14 protein-coding genes and 1 pseudogene are annotated in these 23,960 nt (G+C 70.6%); 11 read left to right on the top strand and 4 right to left on the bottom strand.

Annotated features, from left to right (window positions below; translation table 11 throughout):
• Nucleotides 1-32: 32 nt before the first annotated feature.
• Nucleotides 33-1,388, bottom strand: coding sequence for a glucuronoarabinoxylan endo-1,4-beta-xylanase XynC (gene xynC, locus Saso_RS23825; RefSeq protein WP_229901268.1), 1,356 nt, complete (start codon nt 1,386-1,388; stop codon nt 33-35).
• A gap of 598 nt (nt 1,389-1,986) precedes the next feature.
• Between xynC and Saso_RS23820 the strand changes: the two are divergent.
• A pseudogene (locus Saso_RS23820) lies at nt 1,987-3,051 on the top strand (arabinofuranosidase catalytic domain-containing protein); the annotation flags it as partial.
• 167 nt (nt 3,052-3,218) lie between these two features.
• On the opposite strand, the gene Saso_RS23815 reads toward Saso_RS23820, so the two are convergent.
• Together Saso_RS23815 and Saso_RS23810 are read right to left on the bottom strand one after the other, a co-directional pair.
• Nucleotides 3,219-3,389: a hypothetical protein gene (locus tag Saso_RS23815; RefSeq protein ID WP_189921866.1), complete on the bottom strand. Its 171-nt coding sequence runs from the start codon at nt 3,387-3,389 to the stop codon at nt 3,219-3,221.
• Nucleotides 3,390-3,506: 117 nt separating this feature from the next.
• The gene (locus Saso_RS23810; protein ID WP_189921868.1) at nt 3,507-3,854 is read right to left on the bottom strand and encodes a DUF1330 domain-containing protein; all 348 of its coding nucleotides are present in this window, start codon (nt 3,852-3,854) and stop codon (nt 3,507-3,509) included.
• Nucleotides 3,855-4,296: 442 nt separating this feature from the next.
• Here Saso_RS23810 and Saso_RS23805 point away from each other — a divergent pair, with 442 nt between their 5' ends.
• From Saso_RS23805 to Saso_RS23760, 10 genes are all read left to right on the top strand, one after another.
• Nucleotides 4,297-7,998 carry a laminin G domain-containing protein gene (locus Saso_RS23805; protein ID WP_189921870.1) on the top strand — a complete coding sequence of 1,234 codons (3,702 nt, stop codon included), beginning with the start codon at nt 4,297-4,299 and terminating at the stop codon, nt 7,996-7,998.
• 102 nt (nt 7,999-8,100) lie between these two features.
• Entirely contained in the window at nt 8,101-14,589 is a 6,489-nt protein-coding gene (locus tag Saso_RS23800) for an RHS repeat-associated core domain-containing protein (protein WP_229901269.1), read from the top strand.
• Between the two features lie 98 nt (nt 14,590-14,687).
• Entirely contained in the window at nt 14,688-15,128 is a 441-nt protein-coding gene (locus tag Saso_RS23795) for a hypothetical protein (RefSeq protein WP_189921874.1), read from the top strand.
• A 250-nt stretch (nt 15,129-15,378) separates the two neighbouring features.
• The gene (locus Saso_RS23790; protein WP_189921876.1) at nt 15,379-16,593 is read left to right on the top strand and encodes an MFS transporter; all 1,215 of its coding nucleotides are present in this window, start codon (nt 15,379-15,381) and stop codon (nt 16,591-16,593) included.
• Nucleotides 16,594-16,775: 182 nt separating this feature from the next.
• On the top strand, nt 16,776-17,582 hold the full coding sequence (locus Saso_RS23785; protein ID WP_189921878.1) for an MEDS domain-containing protein: 807 nt from the start codon (nt 16,776-16,778) through the stop codon (nt 17,580-17,582).
• Nucleotides 17,579-18,553 (top strand): sensor histidine kinase, encoded by a 975-nt coding sequence (locus Saso_RS23780; RefSeq protein ID WP_189921880.1) that lies wholly within the window; start codon nt 17,579-17,581, stop codon nt 18,551-18,553. Before Saso_RS23785 ends, Saso_RS23780 begins: the two co-directional genes overlap by 4 nt.
• 481 nt (nt 18,554-19,034) lie before the next feature.
• Entirely contained in the window at nt 19,035-20,120 is a 1,086-nt protein-coding gene (locus tag Saso_RS23775; protein ID WP_189921882.1) for a hypothetical protein, read from the top strand.
• A 202-nt stretch (nt 20,121-20,322) separates the two neighbouring features.
• On the top strand, nt 20,323-20,871 hold the full coding sequence (locus Saso_RS23770) for a putative immunity protein (protein WP_189921883.1): 549 nt from the start codon (nt 20,323-20,325) through the stop codon (nt 20,869-20,871).
• 78 nt (nt 20,872-20,949) lie between these two features.
• Nucleotides 20,950-21,189 (top strand): hypothetical protein, encoded by a 240-nt coding sequence (locus tag Saso_RS23765; protein ID WP_189921884.1) that lies wholly within the window; start codon nt 20,950-20,952, stop codon nt 21,187-21,189.
• Nucleotides 21,189-21,566, top strand: a complete 378-nt coding sequence (locus Saso_RS23760) for a fic family toxin-antitoxin system, toxin component (RefSeq protein WP_189921885.1) — start codon at nt 21,189-21,191, stop codon at nt 21,564-21,566. Before Saso_RS23765 ends, Saso_RS23760 begins: the two co-directional genes overlap by 1 nt.
• A 17-nt stretch (nt 21,567-21,583) precedes the next feature.
• On the opposite strand, the gene Saso_RS23755 is transcribed toward Saso_RS23760, so the two are convergent.
• Entirely contained in the window at nt 21,584-23,920 is a 2,337-nt protein-coding gene (locus Saso_RS23755; RefSeq protein WP_189921886.1) for an ATP-binding protein, read from the bottom strand.
• Nucleotides 23,921-23,960: the final 40 nt, after the last annotated feature.

Below are 23,960 nucleotides of genomic sequence, written 5' to 3'. Positions count from 1 at the left end.
GCGGCATCGTGTGAAGACCCACCCTGACGGGCTCAGCGAATCACGAACGTCGTCACGCTCCGGGCGGGAAGGGCGACGGTGAAGGAGCCGTTCGACACACCGGTCGCGCCCTGGGACGCCACGTTCCGGCTCGCGTCGGTGAGCCAGGACGAGACACTGGACCCGGTGCCGTTCACCAGCGTGAACTGCTGGCTCGTCGCAGCGGTGCCCTTGTTGAGGGCGACGACGACCGTGGAGCCGCCGCCACGGTACGCCGAGACGAAGACGCCCGTCGCCGGCTGCGCCGTCGCATCCACCCGTACGTATCCGGGCCGGACGAATCGCGCGAAGTGCGCCATGGCCGCGCCGCGCTTGCTGATCCGGCCGTCCTCGCGCAGGGGGCCGTAGCTTCGCCGGATGTACCACCAGATGTACGCCTGGAACTCGGCCTCCACCATCGCGCGGTGGAGGTGTTCCCCGACGTCGAGCGCCTGGGGCCAAAGGTCCGCCGAATCCGTGCTGTTGGGGTAGTAGACCTCCGTCATCCACAGCTCCTTGCCCGCACCCTTCTGCTTGAAGAGGGGGTAGGGGAAGTTCGCGAACGGGGTGCCGTAGAGGTGGGCGCCGATCACGTCGACGTTGGCGAGTGCCACCGGGTCGTTGAGGATCGGGTCGGACATGTTCTTCAGGTACTGGAAGGACTCCGGTGCGATGACCCGGGTGCCGATCGAGCCCGCGTTCTCCCGCAGGAACCGCACCATTTCGGCCGGGGTCCACCAGGTCCAGTCCTGCGCGTAGTCGGGTTCGTTCTGCACCGAAATGCCGTACACGGGGACGCCGTTGTTCCTCAGGTACGTGGTGAAGTCGTTCAGGTGCTGGGCGTAGGCGGCGTACATGTCGTACCGCAGGCGTCGCGCGTTCGTCTGGCTGCCGTGGACGAAGGTCTCGACCATGGACGCGGGCGGATTCCACGGTGAGGCGATGACGCTCGCCCCGAGTTCCACCGCGCGTTTCGCCGTGGCGAGGTCACGGCTCCAGGCCGCCCTGTCCTCGGGGACGGGGATCCTCAGCAGGGAGAACCCCAGCCGTTCGTCACCGGTCCCGAACGCCGTGTCCCGCTGGGCGGCCGTGAGGTCACCGGCCCAGGCGGCGTGGCTCATGCCCCCGAAGCCCCGGATCGTCTGCCGCGTGGCGGACACGTTGATGACCGCCGCGGCCGCGGCCGCGGCGGGCACCGGTGTCGTCGCGCCGCCTGCGTCGGCGGCGGCACCGGCGGCGGCATCGGCGGCGCCCGTGCCCGCCGTCGTCGCCGCCGTGAGCACGGGCAGGACCCCCAAGGTAGCCAGGACGGTCCTCCGGCTCGGTGGGGTTCGCTTCTCGCTCGGGCCGTCGTGCGGATTCGCTGTCATGCGCTCTCCTTCGGTTTTAGGGGGGTGGCGTGCCATGGGACGAAGCTGTGTCGGCCTGAGCGTGGGAGCGCTCCCACTCTCAAAGAAGTGCAGTGCCCTGTGTGTGCCGTTGGGGTGAGGCAGGCGCTGCCCTAAGGGGCGCTGTTCGATATCGTGAACGGTGTCCAAGCGGTGGACCTCTGGCAAGTTAACGACGCCGCCCATCATGGTCAAGGCTCTCGTCGGATGCATGGCCGGACGATCGCAGTCGCCGGGATCCTCCGTAGCGGCCTCGGAAGCCTGAACCGGGAGGCTCCGGAGGGCGGTTCCCGAACATTGCCGTGGCATGGGTTGACGGTCCCCTCGGGGCTCCTATCATCCTGAGAGTCCGAAGTACCGAGCGGTGTTCGAGATATCGAAGATGTGGCGGAGCCGGTGGTCCGGCTCCGCGTCCACCGTCCCGCCCTGCACGGTGGCACGAGTCCGATGCCTCGACACGGACGGCGACCCCGGCGCCGTTCGCGGAGCGGACACCCGTGCGACCAGTTCCTCACCCGGCTCCGGCCGCCGACCGTCCACGCCGGCGGCCGTGACCCCCCACCAGCAGAGGAGTTCCCCCATGTCCGTTCCCCAGTGGTTACGCCCCACCCGGCGCGTCCTCATGGCAGCGGGAGTGTCCGTCGCGCTCGGAGTGGGCGCCCTCGCCGGGACGGCCCCGGCTTCGCTGGCCGCCGGCTCGTCGCCCTGCGACCTGTACGCCGCCGGTGGCACCCCCTGCGTCGCGGCGCACAGCACGACCCGCGCCCTGTACTCCTCCTACAACGGACCGCTCTACCAGGTGCGCCGTGCCTCGGACAACGCCACCCGGGACATCGGCGTCCTCAGTCAGGGCGGGGTCGCCAACGCGGCCGCGCAGGACTCGTTCTGCGCCGGCACGACCTGCCTCATCACCGTGATCTACGACCAGTCGGGACGCAACAACCGCCTCACCCAGGCACCCCCCGGCGGGTTCTCCGGACCGGCGGCGGGCGGGTACGACAACCTCGCGAACGCGACCGCTGCGCCCATCACGGTCGGCGGCCACAAGGCGTACGGCGTCTATGTCGCCCCCGGCACCGGATACCGCAACAACGGCACCAACGGCGTCGCCAAGGGGGACCAGCCCGAGGGCATGTACGCCGTCCTCGACGGCACGCACTACAACGGCGGCTGCTGCTTCGACTACGGCAACGCCGAGACCAACAGCCGCGACAACGGCAACGGCACCATGGAAGCCATCTACTTCGGCAACATCAAGGTCTGGGGCTACGGCAGCGGCAACGGCCCCTGGATCATGGCCGACCTGGAGAACGGCCTGTTCTCCGGCGTCAACCAGCGCTACAACGCGGGCGATCCGTCGATCAGCCACCGCTACCTCACCGCTGTCGTCAAGGGCGGGCCCAACCGGTGGGCCATCCGCGGCGGGAACGCCCAGACGGGCGCCCTGTCCACCTTCTACAACGGGGTGCGTCCCAACGTCGCCGGCTACAACCCGATGAAGAAGGAAGGTGCCATCATCCTCGGCATCGGCGGCGACAACAGCCACGGCGCCGCCGGCACCTTCTACGAAGGCGTCATGACCTCCGGCTATCCCTCCGACGCCACCGAGAACGCCGTTCAGGCCAACATCACCGCGACCGGATACGGGAGGTAACGGCTCCGCGCGGGCGGCCGTCCGGGCTGCCGGACGGTGGTTGCGCGGCCGCCACGTGGTCGCCGCGTCAGACATGCCGAAGGGCCACGGACGCAGTGTCCGTGGCCCCTGCGGGCTGCCCGTCCCGTGCCGGCCGGCCCTTCGGCGTCCTGTCGCCGTCAGCGTCTGCGGGCGGACCAGCCGCTGCCGACGCCGGCGAGGTGGAGAGCCACCAGGGTGAGTCCGATGAGCATGATGTTCGTCGAGGTGAACACGTCGTTGGTGGAGATCTCCGCCGCGTTGATCAGGAACGAGATGAAGAACAGGACCGCCGCGATGATGGCGAGCACAGGTGACTCCTCTTGTCGGGGTGGCGATGTCTCGCCGTGTGGTGGAGTCCGTGTGCCCCCAAGTGGCCGAAGGACACGGCCTCGTGAGCGAAAGGTGAAAGTCGTGTGCGGCGGGGGTCACCGGTCCGTCATCGCCCGCCGCATCTCCCGTGCGGTGGCGGCCGGGTCGTAGTCCTCGGCGACGCCCGGCGCCAGGACGATGTCGCCCTCGATGTGCCGAGCGCGCAGCGGGGCGATCTCCTGGTAGGCGGGCGAGTCCCACCAGGCCCGCGCCCGGTCCAGCGAGGGGAAGCCGATCACCACGACGTGTCCGGGCCAGCTGCCCTCCTTCACCTCGTGCCGGGCGCCGTGCACGAGGAAGCGGCCTCCGTACGGGGCGAGGGTCTCGGTGATGCGCTCCATGTACAGGGCGGTCTCCGGGTGCGGGGCGGCCTCTTGCAGATGCGCAATGGCATAGGCGGACATGGTTTCCTCCTGGCTCGTCGTCTCCTCGATGCCGTCGATCCTCACAGCCCGCAGGCCCGCGGTCGATGACCTCCGGGGTAAGGGTCAAATCCGCGCATCCCCCACCGGATGAGGACGGATATGTGGCCGTACCGCCGCCGGGCTTTGCGATACGACACGGTTAAGGGGTAGGAGGAGGGTAAGAATTCGGCGGCCCCGAAGGCTGACTGTGGCGCGCTGCGGAGGGCGTCCGCATCCGCTCGCGGGATGCGGTGGGAAGAGGGCGCCGGTCAGGCGGCACTTGGCGATCCGACCGCGTCGGGCGGTGTATGACGGCAAGTCAGGCCAGTCGAAGAGTGCTGGTGGGAGGGTTGCGAGGGCGGATCAAATCCGCTTGACCGTCAGTCAGCGACCGGTTTTACTCTCCCCCGCCAAGATGAGAATTCAATAAACATGGGTGGGCATGGTGCGAAGACCGCACGGCTTGATATCCGGGATCACCTCCATCGCGCTGCTGGCGACGCTGCCGACCCTGGCGCTCGGTGCGCAGGTTGCCGAGGCACAGGTCACCGCAGAGAGATCCGAACAGTCCGCCGTGGCGCAGGCGATGGCATCGGGCAAGCCCGTCGAGGTGACCTCGGACCTCACCGAGTATTCGAGAACCACCGCGAATCCTGACGGGTCGCTCACGCTCGTCCAGTCCACGACCCCGCAGCGGGTGAAGCGCGCCGACGGTACGTGGGACGCGGTGGACCCGACGCTGGAGCGGCGCTCCGACGGCACCGTGGGGCCGAAGGCCTCCGTGGTCGGGCTGTCGTTCTCGGACGGCGGGAGCGGCGCGGACCTGATCCGGCTGAGCAGCGAGAAGGGGGCCATGCGCCTCAGCTGGCCGGGCAAGCTGCCCGAGCCCGTGCTGGACGGCGCCACCGCCACCTACCCCGAGGTGCTCGACGGTGTCGACCTCCAGCTGACCGCCACGGGCGAAGGCTACCGCGAGGTCCTGGTCGTCAAGTCCGCCCAGGCCGCGGCCGATCCGGCACTGGAGCAGGTCAGCCTCGGCGTCTCCGGTGAGGGTCTTCAGATCCTGCCGAGCGCCGGAGGGGGGCTGCGCGCCCTCGACGAGGACGGCAACGCCGTCTTCCGGGGCCCCGCAGGCATGATGTGGGACTCGACCGGCAACAAGCCCGCGGCGAAGGCCCGTTCGTTGAGCGCCGCCGCCACGGCCCGGACCCCCGACGCCCCCGGCCCCGAGGCGGAGAAGGCGCAGCCGGGTCCCCGGGACAAGCGGGCCGCCCTGCCCGTGCAGATCGGCGGGGGAGCGATCACCGTCAAGCCCGACCTCGCCCTGCTGCACGGCAAGTCGACGGTCTTCCCGCTCTTCATCGACCCGCCGGTGGGCCTCGGTGTCTCGGAGCGCACCGTGCTGTCCTCGGACGGCGACCACTTCTGGCAGTTCGACGGCGACTACGGCGTGGGCAAGTGCTCCACCGTGGGCCCGTACTACTGCGGCAGCAACTACACCAACCGCATGTACTTCGAGTTCTCCCCCTCGAAGCTCTCGGGCAAGTACGTGCTGGACGCCACCTTCCGCGCGAAGGAGACCTGGTCCTTCGACTGTAGTCCGCACTGGGTCGACCTGGAGCGCACCAACAACATCTCCGACGCCACCCGCTGGCCGGGCCCCACGGACCTGGACCAGATGGGCGACCGCTATGTGTCGGCGGGCCGCGGTGACCAGTGCAGCCCCGATCAGCCGGACGCCTGGGTCGAGTTCAACGACAATCCGGACGAGGCGGACGAGAACCTCACGAGCACGGTGCGGTCCTTCGCGGACGGCAAGATCTCGCGCCTGACGATGATGCTGCGCGCCAAGGACGAGGGCGACGCGAGCGCCTGGAAGCGCTTCGACGACAACGCCGAGCTCCAGGTCACCTACGTCCCCAAGCCCGGTGTCCCGGCCTCCGTCGGCGTGATCCCCGGCGACGGCACCACCGCGTACTGCAAGACCTCTTCGTCGGACCCGCTGGTCGTGACGCGGGTCGACCCCATGGTGCAGTCCCGGGTGGAGACCCAGGTGCAGCCCGGATCGACCGAGGAGAAGGGCTCCCTCCAGTCGGAGTTCGTCGTGGAGCGCGGTGACGACGCCGCCTGGCACCAGGTGTGGACCGGCTACCGGCCGGACAGCGGCTGGGACCCGGACGGCACGCTGGAGAAGCTGCGCACCTCCAACCGCGCGGACGGCGGTCTCTACCGGCTCAAGTCCCGCACGCAGTCGCACTGGTCGTACGGCTCCAAGTCCGGTGACCTGTTCTCCTCGTACTCCTCCTGGTGCTACTTCAAGATCGACTCGACGGCGCCCAAGGCCCCGGTGATCACCGCGGGCGCGCCGTACAGCGAGTGCACCGCCAACCTGTGCGCTCCCCAGGGCGGCCCCGGCGTCCCGGGCGCCTTCACCTTCAAGCCGAACGCCGCGGACACCGACATCACCGGCTACCGCTGGCGCCTGCTGACGACGTCGGCGGCGAACACGAAGACGGTCACCGGCAGCACCGTGACCGTCAAGGACGTCACCCCGTCCCTGGCCGGCACGCAGGTGCTGTCGGTGGAGGCGAAGGACGTACGCAACCGCTGGGGCACGCCGCAGGAGTTCTCGTTCAAGGTGGCTCCGGCCGCCACCGCGGTGGGCCGCTGGCACTTCGACGACGCCGCCCCGAACTCCGGGGTGCTGGTCGCCAAGGACACCGCCACCGAGGGCACGCGGCACGACGCGACGCTCCAGGCCAGCCCCCACACCGGCTGGTCGACGCTCGGCAGGCGCGGTGACGCCGACTACTCGCTCTACCTGAACGACAGCGCCACGGACAACACCCGCGACGGGTACGCGGCCACGGCGACGCCCGCGGTGAACACCAAGGACTCCTTCACGGTGTCCACCTGGGCGTACCTGACCGACGGCGCGACCACCCATGTGGCGCTCGCGGCGCCGGGCACCTACGGGTCGGCGTTCACGCTGTACTACTCGGCGTCCTACAAGAAGTGGGTGTTCAACAGGACCGCCACGGACGTCAAGGACAACGCGGTCTACCTCCGCTCGATCGCCGACGCCCCCGCCCAGCTCAACGTGTGGACGCAGCTGACCGCCGTGTTCGACACCAAGCAGGACACGGACAAGACGAACGACACCATCCAGCTGTACGTCAACGGCCGCCCGCAGGGCTCGCCGGTGGTCCTCAACACCCTGTCGACCGCGTACACGCCCTGGATCTCCAGCGGCGGCATGCAGATCGGCCGCTCCCTCGTCGCCGGTGTGTACGGGGAGAACTTCCGCGGCCGCCTGGACGAGACGGCCGTATGGCAGCGGGTGCTGACCCCGGACGAGATCGTCGAGGAGGGCAAGCTCCTCCAGAACAGCGTTCCGGCCAACGAACTGGCGGCGTTCTGGGACGCCACCTCCTCCACGGGCACCACGCTGAAGGAACTGTCCTCGTACCCGGTGCCCTCGATGGCACTGTCGGCGACCGGCGCCACCCTCGACGCCGAGAACAACGCCCTCGTGCTGAACGGCACTTCGGGCTACGCGGCCTCCACCGGACCGGTGGTCGACGAGAGCGGCGCCTTCACCGTGTCGGCCCGGGTACAGGTCGACTCCCAGTTGCTGGCGGCCAAACCGGTCGGCTACGCCGCACAGGTCGCCGGACAGAAGGCCGGCGGGGAGTCCTCCTGGGCACTGTGGATCACCAAGCCCGCCGACGGTGTGTACCAGTGGAAGTTCACCCGCACCGCCGTCGGCGCGGACGGCAAGGTCACCCAGAGCGCCGCGGTGCCCGGCGGCGACGTCGCCGAGACGGACACCTGGGTCCAGGTCACCGGCGTCTTCGACGCGCAGGAGGGCTGGACGTGGACCGACCCGGCCGACGCGAACAAGACGGAGACCCGCTACGGCAAACTCCACCTGTTCGTCGGAGAGTTCGACCAGCCCTCGGAGGACAACTCCGGCTTCGCCTCGGTCCAGACGGGCAGCGGTGAACTGTCCCTCGGCCGGGGGACCAAGGGCGGAACCACCGCGAACTACCTGCCCGGAAGCCTGGAGAACCTGCGGATCTGGACCGGCGCGATGACCGCCGACCAGGTGCGCTCCCAGATCCTGACGGACGGTACCGCCTGACCCCGTGACCCGGGGGCCCGGACGGCGCGTCCGTCCGGGCCCCCGGGCACGTCACCGCATCCTCCGATGCGCCCATGCAGATCCACATCTACCGAGGGATCAATGACCCGAAGATCAACAGGCCGCGGGCTGCGCAGAGTGGCAGCGGTCGTCGGCTTCACGATGGTGCCGGCGTTGCTGACACCCGTGGCCTTCGCGGCCGGTACCGACCCGCTGGGCAGACCGCACCTGAAGGCCGCCCACCCCGACGACGTCTCGCCCTTCGAGGCGAAGACCGACGCGAAGACCAAGGCCGTGATGGACAAGGCCGCGGCGGACGACCACAGCGCGGCACTGCGCGCGCGGCACGACCTGAAGCAGGGTGTCACCTGGCCCGCGAGCGGCTCCGCCACCGTGCGGTCCGAGCAGCGGGCGGCGCCCGGCGGACTGCCGGTGACGCTGGCCGCCCCGAAGACCGCCAAGGGCCACAAGGCCGTCAAAGCGGCCGGCTCGGTCGTGGTCAAGGTGCTCGACCAGACGGCCGCCAAGCGGCTCGGCGTCAAGGGCGTGGCCCTCGCCGTGACCGGCCCCAAGAACGGCGGCACGGCGGAACTCGGCGTGGACTACGCCAAGTTCGCTTCCGCCTACGGTGGCGACTGGGCCGGACGGCTCCAGCTCGTCAGGCTCTCGGACTGCGCGCTGACCTCCCCGGCAGCCGCCAAGTGCCACCGGGCGACGCCGCTAGACTTCGTCAACGACCGCGCCGGGCACACCCTGACGGCGAAGGTCGCCTTCGGCGCCACCTCGTCCGCCGTGTCCGGCCGGACCATGATGCTGGCCGTGGCGGCCGGCACCCAGTCGGGCGGCGGCGACTACAAGGCCACCCCGCTGACCGCCTCCTCCACCTGGGAAGCCGGCAGCGCCTCCGGCACCTTCACCTGGTCGTACCCGCTGAAGGCACCGGCGCCCGCCGCCGGGCCCAAGCCCGACCTCAGCATCTCCTACGACTCGGGCAGCGTGGACGGCCGCACGGCCACCACCAACAACCAGGGCTCCCTCATCGGCGAGGGCTTCGACCTCACCGAGTCCTACATCGAGCGCAAGTACGGATCCTGCGACGACGACGGCCAGGACGGCAAGTACGACCTGTGCTGGAAGTACGACAACGCCTCCCTCGTCCTCAACGGCAAGGCCACCGAGCTGGTCAAGGACGACACCTCCGGCGTCTGGCGCCTGAAGAACGACGACGCCTCCACGGTCACCCACTCCACCGGCGCCGAGAACGGCGACGACGACGGCGAGTACTGGACCGTCGTCACCGGTGACGGCACCAAGTACGTCTTCGGACTCGACAAGCTGACCGGTGCGGCCGCCGCCGACCGCACCGACTCGGTGTGGACGGTCCCGGTCTTCGGCGACGACCCGGGCGAGCCCGGCTACGCCGACGGAACCTCCTTCTCCGGCCGCGACAAGAAGCAGGCCTGGCGATGGAACCTCGACTACGTCGAGGACACCCACCAGAACGCCATGTCGTACTGGTACGCGGCCGAGACCAACAACTACGACAAGCTCGGCGACGACACCACCGGCACCGGGTACACCCGCGGCGGCCACCTCAAGGAGATCCGCTACGGCCAGCGCGCCGGCGCCCTGTTCTCCGCGACGCCCGCGGCCTCCGACAAGCTGGTCTTCTCCTACACCGAGCGCTGTGTGGCCGGCGGCACCGGCTGCGACTCGCTCACCGACTCCACCCGCGACAACTGGCCCGACGTGCCCTTCGACGCCCTCTGCAAGGACGGCGACAAGTGCACGTACAACGTCAGTCCGTCCTTCTTCACCCGCAAGCGCCTGACGTCGATCACCTCGTACGCCTGGGACGCCTCCGCGGCCACACCCGGGTTCGCGACGGTCGACGGCTGGGCCCTGAAGCAGGCGTACCTCGACCCCGGCGACACCGGTGACGCCACCGACCAGTCGCTGTGGCTCGACGAGATCAGGCACACCGGCAAGCGGGGCGCCGATCTCTCCCTGGACCCGGTGAAGTTCGCGCACGAGTTCCGCCCCAACCGGGTGGACGGCGGAGCCGACGACATCCTGCCCTTCAACCGCCCGCGGCTGAAGACCATCACCTCCGAGACCGGCGCGCAGACCATCGTCGACTACCTGCCGGCCGACTGCACGGCCGGACAGACGATGCCCGCCGTCGACAAGAACACCACCCGCTGCTACCCGGTGTACTGGGCGCCCAACGGCGAAAAGACCCCGATCCTCGACTGGTTCCAGAAGTACCCGGTCAGCGCGGTCAGGACCACCGACCCGCGCGGTGGTTCGGAGGCGGTGCAGCACACCTACACCTACTCGGGCGGCGGCGCCTGGCACTACAACGACGACCCGATGACGCCCACCAAGGAGCGCACCTGGTCGATCTGGCGCGGCTACGAGCGCGTCACGCACCTCACCGGCACCTCCGACCACACCCAGTCCAAGACGGTCAGCGTCTTCCTGCGCGGCATGAACGGCGACCGGGTCCTCGGCTCCGACGGCAGGACGCCGGACGCCGATGCCCGCAGGTCGGTCTCGGTGACCGGCATCGACGCCGCCGCGGTCACCGACTCCGACCAGTACGCCGGCTTCACCCGCGAAGTGGTCACCTACGACGGCGCCGCCGAAGTGTCCAGCACCGTGAACGACCCCTGGTCAAAGCGGACGGCCACCCAGCACAAGTCGTACGCGGACACCGAGGCGTACTTCACGCGCACCGCGGCCTCGCACGCCCACACCGTGATCAGCAGTTCCGGCACCGCCACGGACCGCGTGCGCACCACCGCCACCACCTTCGACGCGTACGGCATGCCCGATACCGTCGAGGACAAGGGCGACGACGCGGTCGGCGGCGACGAGAAGTGCACCCGCACCTGGTACGCCCGCAACGACGCGCTCGGTATCAACTCCCTGGTCTCGCGCACCCGGCTCGTCGCCAGGCCTTGCTCGGTGACGGACGCCAACCTTGACCTGCCGGCCGACTCCACCCGCCCCGGCGACGTGATCTCCGACAAGGCGACCGCCTTCGACACCACCACCTGGACGGCCGCGCAGAAGCCCACCAAGGGCGAGGCGCAGTGGACCGGCCGCGCCAAGGGATACGCCTCCGACGACAGCCCCGTCTGGCAGAAGCTCGGCACGACCGGGTTCGACACGCTGGGCCGGCCGAACTCACTGACCGACACCAACGGGCTGACCACCTCCACCACGGTCTACGTGCCGGCGGCTGCCGGTCCGCTGACCTCGACGACCGTCACCAACGCCAAGGGCTTCAAGACGGTCACCGCGAAGGACTTCGCCCTCGGCGCCGATCTGAAGGTCACGGACGCCAACGGCAAGGTCACCGAGACCGCGTACGACAGCCTCGGGCGGATCACCGACGTATGGCTGCCCAACCGCTCCAGGGCGCTGGGCAAGACGCCGAACTACGTCTACGCGTACAGCATGACGGCCACCGCGCTGCCCTGGACGTCCAGCGCCACCCTCAAAGGCGACGGTTCCGGCTACAACACCACCTTCGAGATCTTCGACTCGCTGCTGCGGACCCGTCAGATCCAGGCGCCGTCGGCGGCGGGCGGGCGGATCATCGCCCAGACCCTGTACGACTCCCGGGGCCTCGCGGTCACCGCGCAGTCGGACATCTGGGACGACACCACGGCGCCGAACGGCACTCTGGTGCAGATCGACGGCGGCCAGGCGCCCATGCAGACGGACACCACGTTCGACGGCGCCGGGCGATCGGTGAAGTCGGTCACGAAGAACTACGGGGTGACCCGCTGGGCCGTCGACACCGCCTACCTGGGCGACATGACCACCACGAGCGCCCCGGCCGGCGGCCAGGCCACCGCGGAGATCATCGACGCGTTCGGCAAGACCGTCCGGCGCCGTGACTATGACGGGCCCCGCCCGACGGGCAGCTACACCACCACGTCGTTCACCTACACGCCGAGCGAGAAGCAGAAGACGGTCACCGGCCCGGACAACGCCGTCTGGACCTACGACTACGACCTGTTCGGCCGGCAGGTCAAGGTGACCGACCCCGACCGGGGCGCCACCACGACCGGCTTCGACGACCTGGACCAGGCGATCACCTCCACCGACAGCCGCGGCCAGGTGGTGCTGTACGCCTACGACGAGCTGTCCCGGATGACGGGCTCCTGGCAGACGTCCAAGACGGACGCCAACAAGCTCGCCGCCTGGACGTTCGACTCGCTGGCCAAGGGCCAGCAGGACACCGCGGTCCGCTATGTCGGCGGAGTGACCGGCAAGGCCTACACCCAGAAGGTCACCGCCTACGACCCGTTGTACAAGGTCACCAACAACCAGCTCATCCTGCCCACGGACGACCCGCTGGTCACCGCGGGCGTCCCCAGCACCCTGTCGTACTCCACGGGCTACAACCTGGACGGCACGGTCAAGCAGGCGGCCGCCCCTGCCGTGGCCGGTCTCGCGGCCGAGACGGTCTCGTACACCTACGACGACCTGGGCCAGGTCCTGACCTCCAAGGGCGCCACCGGCTACCTCCAGGCGGCGGCCTACTCGCCGCTCGGCGACGCGCGCCAGCTGACGCTGGCCACCGACCCGACGGCGGCCAAGAAGGTCTACATCAACCACGACTACGAGGCAGGCAGCCGCCGTCTCACCCGGTCGTACGTCACCGACGACGTCCACGGCTACATGCTCCAGGAACTGAAGTTCACGCAGGACGACGCCGGCAACGTCACGTCGATCTTCGACGGCACCACCCTGGGCGGGACCGGCCAGACCGACAACCAGTGCTTCGCGTACGACGGCCAGCGCCGCCTCAGCGAGGCCTGGACGCCCAAGACCGCCGACTGCGCCGTCTCCGGACGGACCACGGCCAACCTGGGCGGAGCCGCACCGTACTGGACCAGCTACCAGTACAACGACGGCGGCCTGCGCACCCAGCAGACCGAGCACGGCAGCACCGGTGACACCGTCACCGACTACAAGTACGGCACTCCCAAGGGCCAGCCGCACGCGCTGTCCTCGACCGTCAAGGCCGGTACCAGCACCGCCTACGGCTACGACGACACTGGCAACACCACGACCAGGCCCGGCACCCAGGCCGCCCAGACGCTGACCTGGGACGCCGAGGGCAAGCTCGCCACCGCGAGCGAGCCCGCCGCCGGCACCAAGGCGGCCACCGGCACCGGCTACGTCTACGACGCCGGCGGCGACCTGCTGATCCGCCGCAACACCACGGCGAACGGTGAGACGGTGCTCTACCTCGGAGCCACCGAGGTGCACCTGAGGACCGCCGGCACGGTCAAGACCCTTTCGGGCACCCGCTACTACAAGGCGGGCGAGCAGACCGTCGCGGTACGCACCGCGACCGTGGGGATCACGGGCACGAAGCTGGCCTTCCTCGCGGGCGACAACCACGGCACCTCCAGCCTGGTCTTCGACGCCACGACGCTGGCCTGCACCAAGCGCTACACCTCGCCGTTCGGCTCCTCGCGCGGCACCAAGCCGACCAGCTGGCCCGACGACAAGGCGTTCCTCGGCAAGCCGTCCGACGACACCACCGGCCTGACGCAGCTGGGGGCCCGCCAGTACGACCCGGTCACGGCACGGTTCCTCAGCACGGACCCCGTCCTCGAAGCGAAGAAGCCCCAGTCGCTGAACGGGTACGCGTACGCCGGAAACAACCCGGCGACGTTCACCGACCCGACCGGTCTGTCCTACGACGACATCCTCGGGGCGATCGGCGCGATCATCGGGGGAGTGGTCGGAGCGGTGCTCGGCGTCGTCGGCGTCGTGCTCGGCGCCATCGGCAACACCGGCGGCACCGCGTCCACGAACAGCACCGGTTTCACCGGCGGCTCCACCAACCACTGGACGCCGGGAGCGACGTACAACTTCATCACGAAGTCGTGGGACACCCCGTTCATGAACCGGGGCGGCATGACGCTCCAGGAGATGATCGCCGCCCAGCCGGACTGGGGCATCGTCCACGACAAGAAGGCCGACAACGGCTGGGAGAACCGCTCGATGTTCATCGGGTGGCTCTGGGGCGGTGGTTACCCGCTCGGACCGCACCAGCAGTTCCGCGGCGGCGACGCGTTCCTGTCGGCCCTGGCCGTCGACGACACGATCACCACGATGCGCTCGAAGCTGCTCGGACAGGCCATGGAACAGGGCATGAAGGCGCCCGCGGCCAAGGAAGCGCTCAAGATGCACTACCAGGACACCGGGCCGGACCCGGGTTCCCCCTGGTGGCACATGAACACCGCGCGCGGCGTCCTCAACGACCTCGGGAGCATCTTCACCAACGGGTCCGTGGGCACCGAGAACCGGGCCGACGCGTTCCTGGGCACCTGGTCGGGCGAGGCGAGCATCAAGTCGATCAACCGGAAGACCGGCACGGTGACGCTCAAGTTCCACGCCTACAACACCTCTGACTGGCAGTCCGCCACACACGCGGTGCCACGCTCCTGGAACCCGCGATTCGCGGACACCTTCGGCGCGGCGGTGAAGGAGGACTTCAACTGGGAGGAGAAGTGGCCGGTCAATCAGTGCGTCAATACCTCGGACTGGCTGAACTAGCCGGAATTTCCTCCAGGTAGAGCGCAACAGGCAGAGCGCAAAAAGGGCGGTACGGAGCCGGGCCCGGCTCCGTACCGCCCCGTTGTTATAGTGACCGCGTGCACCGAACAGCTCAGCGAGCACTCGCCGTCATAGCACCGTTCCTGCTGCTCACGGCATGTGCCGGCAGCCAGCCGACGACCAAGGTCTCGGCCGGTCGCATCACCGGCGAATGGGAGGGCCCGCACGGCGAGAAGTTCACCTTCGCCGCCGACCGGACATTCACCGCCGTCGGTCTCGATTCGAAGAACCTCGCCTCGACCATGTGCCCCGGAAAAGCCTCCGAAGGCGGTTGGGCCTTCTATGTGTCCGAGGGCAAGGGAACCGAGATCTCGGACAAGGCCGCGAAGTCGGGTTCCTGGATCGGTCTTTCCTTCCACGGCTCCGCGGAGAACTGCGAGCTCGACCTCGCGGTGGTCGACGACGGAAAGGCGCTGTGCGCGACCGACGACCGGGACGCGCCGTGCGGCCTGGACGTGAAGTTCACCAGGAAGTCATAGGGCGGGACAGTGCGGCCCGGCCTGCCGGCACGCCATCGGGCGCTGTGATGCAGGACACGGCTTTTTTCGGCCGGATCCGGAATGCGTGACGCCGCCTCGCGCGCTGCACCGGTTGTGGGCCTCCCCTGCCTCGGGGGGCGCACCGGGCAATGGTGGCCGGTCGCGACGGACCACAGGAGCAGGACGAACCACGTCCCCGCCTGCTCCGCCGCATCCGGAAACCGCCGCCCGTGAAAGGTACTCCCGCTCCATGCCACTGGCCCTGCTGGCCCTCGCCCTCGTCGCGTTCGGCATCGGCACCACCGAGTTCGCCACGATGGGGCTGCTGCCCCAGATCGCCGACGGGGTCGGTGTGTCCGTCCCGCACGCCGGCAACATCGTCTCCGCCTACGCGCTCGGCGTGGTCGTCGGCGCCCCGCTGCTCACGGGCATCGGCGCGCGCATCGCCCACAAGCAGCTCCTGCTCTTGCTGTCCGCGCTGTTCGTGATCGGCAACATCGCCTCCGCCCTCGCTCCCGGCTTCGGCTGGCTGTTCGCCGCGCGCTTCCTGGCGGGCCTGCCGCACGGAGCGCTGTTCGGCGTGGGCGCCGTCGTGGCCTCCCGGCTCGTGGCCCCCGACCGCGCCGGACGGGCCGTGTCGAGGATGTTCCTCGGACTCACCATCGCCAACATCGTCGGCGTCCCGGCCGGCACCGCCCTCGGGCAGCAGCTGGGCTGGCGCTGGGCCTACTGCGCCGTCGCCGTCATCGGACTGATCGCCCTCGCCGCACTGGCCGCCTTCGTCCCCCACCAGCCCCGCGGCAATGTGGCCGGCATCCGTCACGAGCTGCGCGCGATGGGCAACCGGCAGGTCGCCCTGGGCCTCGCCGTCGCCGTCGTCGGATTCGGCGGCTTCTTCGCCGTCTACAGCTACCTGGTGCCGATCCTGACGCACCTCACGGGCCTGGCCGACTCCTCGACCACCTGGGTCCTGGCGCTCTACGGCGTCGGCATGACGCTGGGCACGCTGATCGCGGGCCCGCTGACCGACCGCGCCCTGCGCCCCACGCTGTACGGCGGGCTCGCCCTGCTCGGCGCGACGCTCGTGACGTTCTACTTCACGGTCCACAGCATCGTCCCCGCGCTGCTGACGCTCGTCGTCATGGGCGCGATGGGCGCTCTGGTCACCACTCCCGTGCAGATGCTGCTCATGGCCAAGGCGAAGGACGCGCCGACGATGGCGGCGGCCTCCAACCACTCCGCCTTCAACCTGGCCAACGCCGGCGGTGCCTGGCTGGGCGGCCTGGCCATCTCGGCCGGCTGGGGCTGGGCCTCGCCCGCCCTGGTCGGCGCGGCGCTGGCCGCGGGCGGCCTCGGCCTGGCCTTCCTCTCGGGCCGCACGGACCGGCCCGGCGGGACCTCCGACGTGATCACCTCGTCGCAGACCGGATCCGCCCAAGAGACCCGGCAGGTCCCGGCACCCTGACGCCGGCCGCGGCCGGCCCGCGACGCCTCGGGCGCTCCCCGCGACGGCCGGACGACAGCGCGTGAGGAGCCGATCGCGTGGTGTACGGCAACCTCCGGCACTGTGTCGCGCTCTACGATCACCCGGCCGGACTAGTACTGTCTGAGATGAGAGACGTGTCGGACGGCCGAAAAGGGGATCACGTGAGAGCGGCGCGGACGTTGGCCACGTTCGACGACGTCGAGCTCGGCGACCACGTCTGCTGGCACACCGGCCCGGCTGTCACCTCTCCCGTCGACGTCCTGGCCTTCGTCGCGGACGGTGCCCTGTACGGCGACAAGATCGTCGTGGTCGGTTCTGCCGGGGCAGCCTCCGGACTTCCGCGCGCGGCGGTGCCGTCCGCCTCGGTGATCCTCGACCTGCCGCGGGCCGCGGACACCGACTCCGTCCTGGCCGCGGTGCGCCGCGAGGCCCGCACCGCCGTCCGTGAGGGCTACCGGTCGGTGCGCGTGCTCACCGAGCGGGTGCCCGATCACGCTCCCGGCGGTGCCGAGGAGCTGGTGGCCCAGGAACTGGGCCTCGACGAGTTCGCCTCGGAGAGCAACGCCATCGTGGTGTGCGCTTTCAGACCGTCCCAGTGGGACGCGCCTACGCTGGAACACGTGGCATGTGTGCATCCGCACGAGATGGGCAGACGCGCTGAACGTCCGGCTTTCCGGATGTACAGCACGGGGGCCGACAGCTGGAGCGTTGACGGAGTGATCGATTCGGAGTGCGCGAACGCGTTCAACGCCGCGGTACGGGCGGCCCTGCGATGCGCGCCGAGAGTGAGCCTGCGTTTCGACACCCTGGACATGATCGACGCCGCCGGGATGCACGCCCTCGTCGACGCCGCCCGCCACATGCCCGAACGCCGCGTCGTCGTCGAGGGCGCCAACGAGACCGTACGCTTGTGCTGGGAGCTCGCCGGTTACGCGGGCGCCGGCCTGCCGGTGGTGATGGCCGCATGAGCGCGCCGTCGCCTGCGCAGCAGTCCGGCCCGACGAAGCCCGGATTCCGCCACGAGCTCTACCCGTACCGCGGAGACGCGCAGTTCCTGTCGGGGACCCTGGACTACATCCACGAGGCCCTGGAAGGCGGCGAGGCCGTGGTCGTCGCCGTCCCCGAGGACAAGGTCTCGCTCCTGCGCGGCGAACTCGCCGACGAGCCCGCCGTCACCTTCGTCGACACCACCACACCCGGACCGAACCCGGGGCGTCTGGTGGGGGCCTGGGTGGCCTGGATGAAGGAGCACGGCGAGGGCGACAGGCCGGTCCGCGGCATCGGCGAGACGGCCTGGCGCGAGGCCCGCAGCGTCGCACACCTGTCCGAATTGCGCTATCACGAGTGGCTGCTGAACCGGGCCTTCGCGCGCAGCTCCGCCCGGTCCATGCTGTGCCCCTACGACGCGGCGGACGAGGACGAAGAGGCCCTGCGGTACCTGTCGCGCTGCCACCCGCTGATCCGTCAGGACGGCCACTACGTGCGCAACGAGGGCTACCTGAGCGCCCCGGACTACCCCTTCGACGTCCTGCTCGCCCCGTGCGATCCCTTCCAGGAGCTCACCTACACGCACGGTGACCTGGCCGCGATCCGTTCCAAGGTGGCCCAGTGCGCCTCGGACGCGGGCGTCACCGAGGAGCAGCAGCGCAAGCTCGCCGTCGCCGTCACGGAGATCGCCACCAACAGCATCCGCCACGGCGGGGGCAGCGGGACCCTGCGCACCTGGACCCAGGAGCAGGAGTCGGCGTTCGTGTGCGAGTTCCGCGACGCCGGCTACATCCCCGACCCGATGGCCGGGCGCACCCGCCCCACCGCCGACCAGATCGGCGGCCGCGGCCTGTGGCTCGCCCACCAGCTGTGCGACCTGGTCGAGATCCGCTCCAGCCAGGACAAGGGAACCGTGATCCGCCTGCACACCGACGTCCCCCGGCAGGGCTGACGGCGGCTACGGGCGGAGACCGTCCGCGGAAGCGGTGTGCGACGGGCGGTCGCACGTCCGCGCGCTCCCGGTGTGCGCCGTCGAACCACCGCCCCCTCATTGCCGGTTACAGGTTCGAAGGGGGACAATGAGGGTGAATGGCCACGTCGAGCAGGAAAGCGGCATTACCGCGCGAGGGGACTGATTCACCGGGGGAGTTCGCCGCGTGCGCCGCGGACTCGCACTGGTGTGATGCCCTTTCGCGTGCCGGGGGAGGCCCGCGGACACGGTCCGCGACCTGACGAGGGGGACGACGACGTGCCGGGGGGGCCGGATGCCGTGCGCGCCCAGGCGGGTGGACCGGGACGAACGTCTCGCGACTGCCGGGGGCGGGACGGCCGCCGTCGGCACCGCGCGCTCACGCCTTCGTGGACGGCCGCCCGTGACTGCTCGGTGCGGGCCGAAGCAACCGCCGACGGCGTGTTCACCCGAAGGGAAGACGATGAGCGTCCACACCTCCGCTCCGCCCTACCCGCATCTCCTGGCCTGGTTCACCGCAGGGACCCCCGACACCGCCGCGATCACCCGGGAACTCACGGCCATGGCCGAGCACGGGCACCTGACCCGTCTTCTGACCGCCTTACGCCTGCACGGTGAGATCGCCGCCTTCCGCTCAGCGTTGCAGGTGGCCTTCCCGCAACTCGATCTCGCGGCACCGAAGTTCCAGGACCCCCGGCAGAACCTCCAGGTCCTGAACGGCGACGGGCTGAAGACCGTCGGCGCGGCCTGTCTTGCCGCGATCGGGAACGGCACCCCCGAACCGGCCTTCGACACCAAGCTCCTCACATCGGACGACAACGGCCTCTTCTATGCCGGCGTGCCCGTCTTCGCGACGGTCGACGGCGTCCGCCGGCGCGTGTTCGTGTCCGGCGGCAAGATCCACATCACGAGCGCGGACCACGTGCTCAAGGGCTGGCTGCAACGGCAGGACGCCGACGTGACGGTCCAGCAGATCCACGGCGTCGAGCCCGACGCGCAGGAGAGCGGCTACAACGCCCTCGAGGCGGCCGGCAACCTCGTGTGGACGTGCTCGTTCGGGAAGCTCGACACGCCGGTGGACATCATCCGCGCGATCGCCAGGAGCGATGCGTTCGGGGAGATCAACTGGGGCGTCTCGTACTGCACGGCCGCCTGGGTGTCCTCGCTGATGCCGACCCTCAGCACCAAAGGCACCGTCCGCCTTCCTGGCGGCACGGTGACGATCGGTCAGAACGTGCACTCGGGAGTCGTGATGGGCAGCGCCTGGGTCCAGGGCATGGACAAACTCGACTGCAAGCAGGCTCAGTTCCCGCAAGCCTGGTCGCTCGGCGTCACGGGCGTCCTCTGCGCCCGTGCCGCCCAGAACGCGGAACTGAAGACCATCACGACGTTCTGCGGCTACCTCAAAGCCAAGTTCGCGAGCCAGGACCAGGCGCCCAAGGCGGAACTGGAGAGGCGGATCGAGTATCTCGTCACCGCCTACCCCCAGCAGAAGGAGGCTCTGCGCAGACTCCCCAAGATCCAGGAGTACTACTCGCGGTTCTTCTGATCCCGCGCCCTCGTCACGACCGTGGGCCGGCTCCGGCGCCGGCCCACGGCCACGGTCCGTCTCGCGAGGCCGGTGCGGGGCTCACCTCAGAGGCCGGGCCGGTCCGGGCCAGGTCAGGGCGACGGATGCCGGTGTCGTCGATTCCGGATGTGATCGCCCGCCGGATTCGCGTTCCGTGAGGGGACTGATCGATGATGTCGCCGTGGCAGGGGACGAGCGGGCGATCGAGCTGAGCAAGCAGGACCTTCGCGCGGTCACCGCGTTCGCCGCCGCCTGCGCGGAAACGGTGCTCGCGGTGTTCGAGGCCGATCAGCCCGGCGACTCCCGGCCCAGGGCGGCCGTCGAAGCCGCCTGGGAGTTCGCCCGCGGCGGTGAGCGGGGCAAGGCCCTTCGCGACACGGCGTGGGCGGCGCTCAAGGCGGCCGGCGGCGCGCAGACGCTCGCGGCGGGCGAGGCGGCGCGGGCGGCCATGTCCGCCGCGGCCGCCGCCTACCTGCATCCCCTGGCCGAGGCCACCCAGGTCAAACACATCCTCGGAGCCGCCGCTCACGCCGCCGCAGCGGCCGAGACCGTGGCCGGCCGAGGTCCGCAAGCGGGCGCCGAACACGTCGGGCGAGCCGCGCGCCGCGCGTCACCGGCCGTCGTGCACGTACTGAAGCGCTTCCCGGCGGCACCGGGCGGCGGAGGCCGGGTCGGTGAGCTGATGCGCATACTGGACGACGACCTTCGATCGCCCGCCCGCGCCGAATGACATGCGGCGCGCTGAGCGCCGCACGGCCGCCGCATGGCCGCCGTTCCCTTCGGTGGTAACAGTTGTTACCATGCGGGTATGGCGAAGACACAACTAGGGGCGCGCGTGGACGAGGACGTGGCGGAGCTCGCCAAGAAGCGCGCCGCCGACCTCGGACTGAGCATCGGCGACTACCTCGCCCGGCTCGTGCAGGACGACACCAGCGGCCTGCGGGCCCGTGCCGTGGACGCGGCCGCCCGCTTCCTGGCCGAACACCAGACGGTCTTCGACGAGGCCGAGCAGGCCCAGCGGACCACCCGGGGAGCGCACGCAGCCTGATGGACCTGCACATCGACGTCCCCTGGATCCTCCAGGTCGCCGAGGCCGCCGGAGCCGACGACCCGGCCCCCGACGACTACGGCGTTCCTGTCTCGGCGGTCGCCCGCCACCGGGCCGAGCTGTTCGAGCAGCCCGTCTACGACGGCCCCTACGCCAAAGCCGCCGCCCTCATGCACACGCTGGGCCGCTGCCGCTGGCTGGAGCGCTCGAACCTGGCGGTCGCCGCCGCGTCGGGCGTCATGTACCTGGAAGCCGCCGGGATCACCGTGAAACCGGCCCGCGAGGACGTCGTCGCCCTCAGGGACCTGCTGCTCGACCCGGCCTGCACCGCAGGGCGGATCGCCGCCCTGCTGCGGGGCTGGCCCACCGCGAGCTGATCCGTCCGGCCGCCGCGCTACGGGCGGCGGCCGACCCGGTCGGCGGTGTCGGCACCCGCACCGGCCTCGCCCAGTGCGGCGAGAGCCTCGGCGGCCTCGGTCCGGCGCGGGCTTCTCAGCTCGGCGAGGGCGTCGCGTGCGGTGAGCAGTGTGGCACGCGCCTCGGGATGCCCCATGGCGCCCAGCACCTGCCCCAGGTCGAGCCGGGCCTGCTCCGACCACACCGGCATCTGTGCCTCGTCGAAGGCGGCGAGAGCCTGCCGCAGCGGTGTCTCGGCCTCGTCCCATCGTTCGAGGGCGGCGAGGTCGTTGCCGATCTGCTGCCGGACGACGGCGAGGTAGAGGGCGATGAGCTCGTCCGTGCGCCCCGGCACTCCCGCACGGCAGATCCGCTCACTGCGGCGGTGGACGTCGAGCGCCTCGGCCGCCCGGCCCGTGTGGCGCAGGAGCGTGCCGAGCGTGTTCAAGGTGGTCAGCTCGGCCAGCCGGCCCTGTGGAGACTCCTGCGAGCCAAGGCAGCGCACCGCCTCGCGCAGGCGCTCCATGGCCTCCTCCGGGCGGCCCAACCGGTACAGGGCGCCCGCGGCGTAGCCGAGCGCCCAGCCCTGTTCGAGCTCGTCCGCGCACTCGCGGGCCGCCGTCAGCGCGCCGTCGGCGGCGGTCAGCGCGGCGTGCGGGTCGTGCACGCAGAGGTTGTAGGCCCAGGCGAGGTAGTTGAGGTGGACGGCCTCCTCCTGCCTGCTGCCCAGAGCGCGGGCGGCGTCGGAAGAGTGCCGGAAGACCTCCACCCACTGTTCCCAGTGCTGGTTGAGGTCGGAGAACCAGTGCATCGCCCGCGCCGCGTCCAGCACCTGCCGGTAGTGGCCCGCGTCGTACGCCTGGCGCAGGGCGGCGAGCCACTGGGCCCGCTCGGCCTCCAGCCAGGCCCGTGCCTCGTCCCGGCCGGTGGGCGCCTGGCCGGGGCCGGGATCCAGGTGAGAGGCGTTCTGCTCGTGGTCGACGTCGAAGTGGAGCGCGGCGGCGGTGGCCCGGCGCAGGATCCGGTCCGCGGTCCGTGCGAGGGCGGCGGCACGGACCTCGGGACCGTCCTCGGTGTCGACCAGCTCGGCCGCGTAGAGCCGGAGCAGATCGTGGAAGCGGTACCGCTCGGCGTCCGGCGCGCTCTGGAGGAGCCCCGCGTCGGTCAGTTCCTCCGCGCGGGCGACCGCCTCGTCGTAGGTCGAGCCGGCCAGGAGCGCGGCGGTCCCGGGACTGAAGTCCGCTCCCGCGGCCAGTGCGGCCCGGCGCAGCAAGGTCCGTGATCCGTCCGGAAGTTGCCGGTAGGACAGCGCGAAGGCGGCACGCACCTGGAGGTTCCCGGCCTGGAGGCCGTCCAGTCGGCGGCCCTCGGCGGTGAGACGGTCGACGAGCTTGGAGAGGCGTTCGTGGGGCCGGCTCAGCAGCCGCTGGCCGGCGATCCGTACGGCAAGGGGAAGGTGTCCGCACAGGTCGGCGAGGTCGCGTGCGGCCTGCGCCTCGGCCCGGACCCGGGCGGGGCCGATGATGCGGGTGAGGAGCTCCACGGCCTCCTCGCGCCGCAGCAGGGCGAGATCGATGCGGTGGACGGACTCCAGACCCGCCAGGGCGTGGCGGCTGGTGACGATCGTCAGCGACGGGCCGGTGGCCGGCAGAAGCGGACCGACCTGGTCCTCTCCGGCGGCGTTGTCCAGCAGCAGGAGCATGCGCCGCTCACCGGCCAGGGCACGCCACAGTCCGGCGCGGTCGTCGGTGCCGGACGGGATCGCCGCGTCGGCCACCCCCACCGCACCCAGCAGCCGTGCCAGCGCGTCCCGCGGGGTGGCCGGCTCCGGATCCATGCCGTGCAGGTCCAGGGCGAACTGCCCGTCCGGGAACTGCGGGGCGAGCCGATGTGCGGCGTGCACCGCGAACGCTGTCTTGCCCAGGCCGGGTTGACCGGCGACCACGGTGACCGCCGGACCGTCCGTCCCGGCGTCGTCCGCCAGTTCCAGCAGCCGGTCCAGGGCCGGGCCACGCGCGGTGAAGTCGCGGATGTCGCGCGGCAGGCCCAGGACGCCGGAGCCGGAGGGTGCCGTGGCGGCCTTGGGACGCGGGCGCCCCGCGGCGGCGGACTGTTCCAGGCCCGCCGCCTCGGCGTCGTCCAGCCCCAGTGCCTCGGCCAGCGCCTGCACGGTGCGGCGCTGCGGCCCCCGGGTGCGCCCGCGCTCCATGTCGGCTAGGGCCCTGACACTCACCCCGGCCGCGTGCGACAGCGCCTCCTGGCTCAGTGCGGCCCGGACCCTCAGATTCCGCAGCTGCTGCCCGAAGTCCCTGGTGGAAGGCGTGCCGTCGCGCACCGTCGGTGTCCCCGATCATCCGGCTCGTCCGGATGCGAGC

Source organism: Streptomyces asoensis (genome assembly GCF_016860545.1).
GTDB lineage: Bacteria > Actinomycetota > Actinomycetes > Streptomycetales > Streptomycetaceae > Streptomyces > Streptomyces asoensis.
Note: the sequence above shows the minus strand (reverse complement) of the source record. Positions and strands in the feature narration are given on the sequence as shown.

Excerpts from the sequence above, each read along its gene's own strand:
- xynC (WP_229901268.1), bottom strand. The coding sequence starts at position 1,388 with ATGACAGCGAATCCGCACGACGGCCCGAGCGAGAAGCGAACCCCACCG.
- Saso_RS23810 (WP_189921868.1), bottom strand. The coding sequence starts at position 3,854 with ATGTCCGCCTATGCCATTGCGCATCTGCAAGAGGCCGCCCCGCACCCG.
- Saso_RS23805 (WP_189921870.1), top strand. The coding sequence starts at position 4,297 with ATGGTGCGAAGACCGCACGGCTTGATATCCGGGATCACCTCCATCGCG.
- Saso_RS23800 (WP_229901269.1), top strand. The coding sequence starts at position 8,101 with ATGACCCGAAGATCAACAGGCCGCGGGCTGCGCAGAGTGGCAGCGGTC.
- Saso_RS23790 (WP_189921876.1), top strand. The coding sequence starts at position 15,379 with ATGCCACTGGCCCTGCTGGCCCTCGCCCTCGTCGCGTTCGGCATCGGC.
- Saso_RS23780 (WP_189921880.1), top strand. The coding sequence starts at position 17,579 with ATGAGCGCGCCGTCGCCTGCGCAGCAGTCCGGCCCGACGAAGCCCGGA.
- Saso_RS23775 (WP_189921882.1), top strand. The coding sequence starts at position 19,035 with ATGAGCGTCCACACCTCCGCTCCGCCCTACCCGCATCTCCTGGCCTGG.
- Saso_RS23765 (WP_189921884.1), top strand. The coding sequence starts at position 20,950 with ATGGCGAAGACACAACTAGGGGCGCGCGTGGACGAGGACGTGGCGGAG.
- Saso_RS23760 (WP_189921885.1), top strand. The coding sequence starts at position 21,189 with ATGGACCTGCACATCGACGTCCCCTGGATCCTCCAGGTCGCCGAGGCC.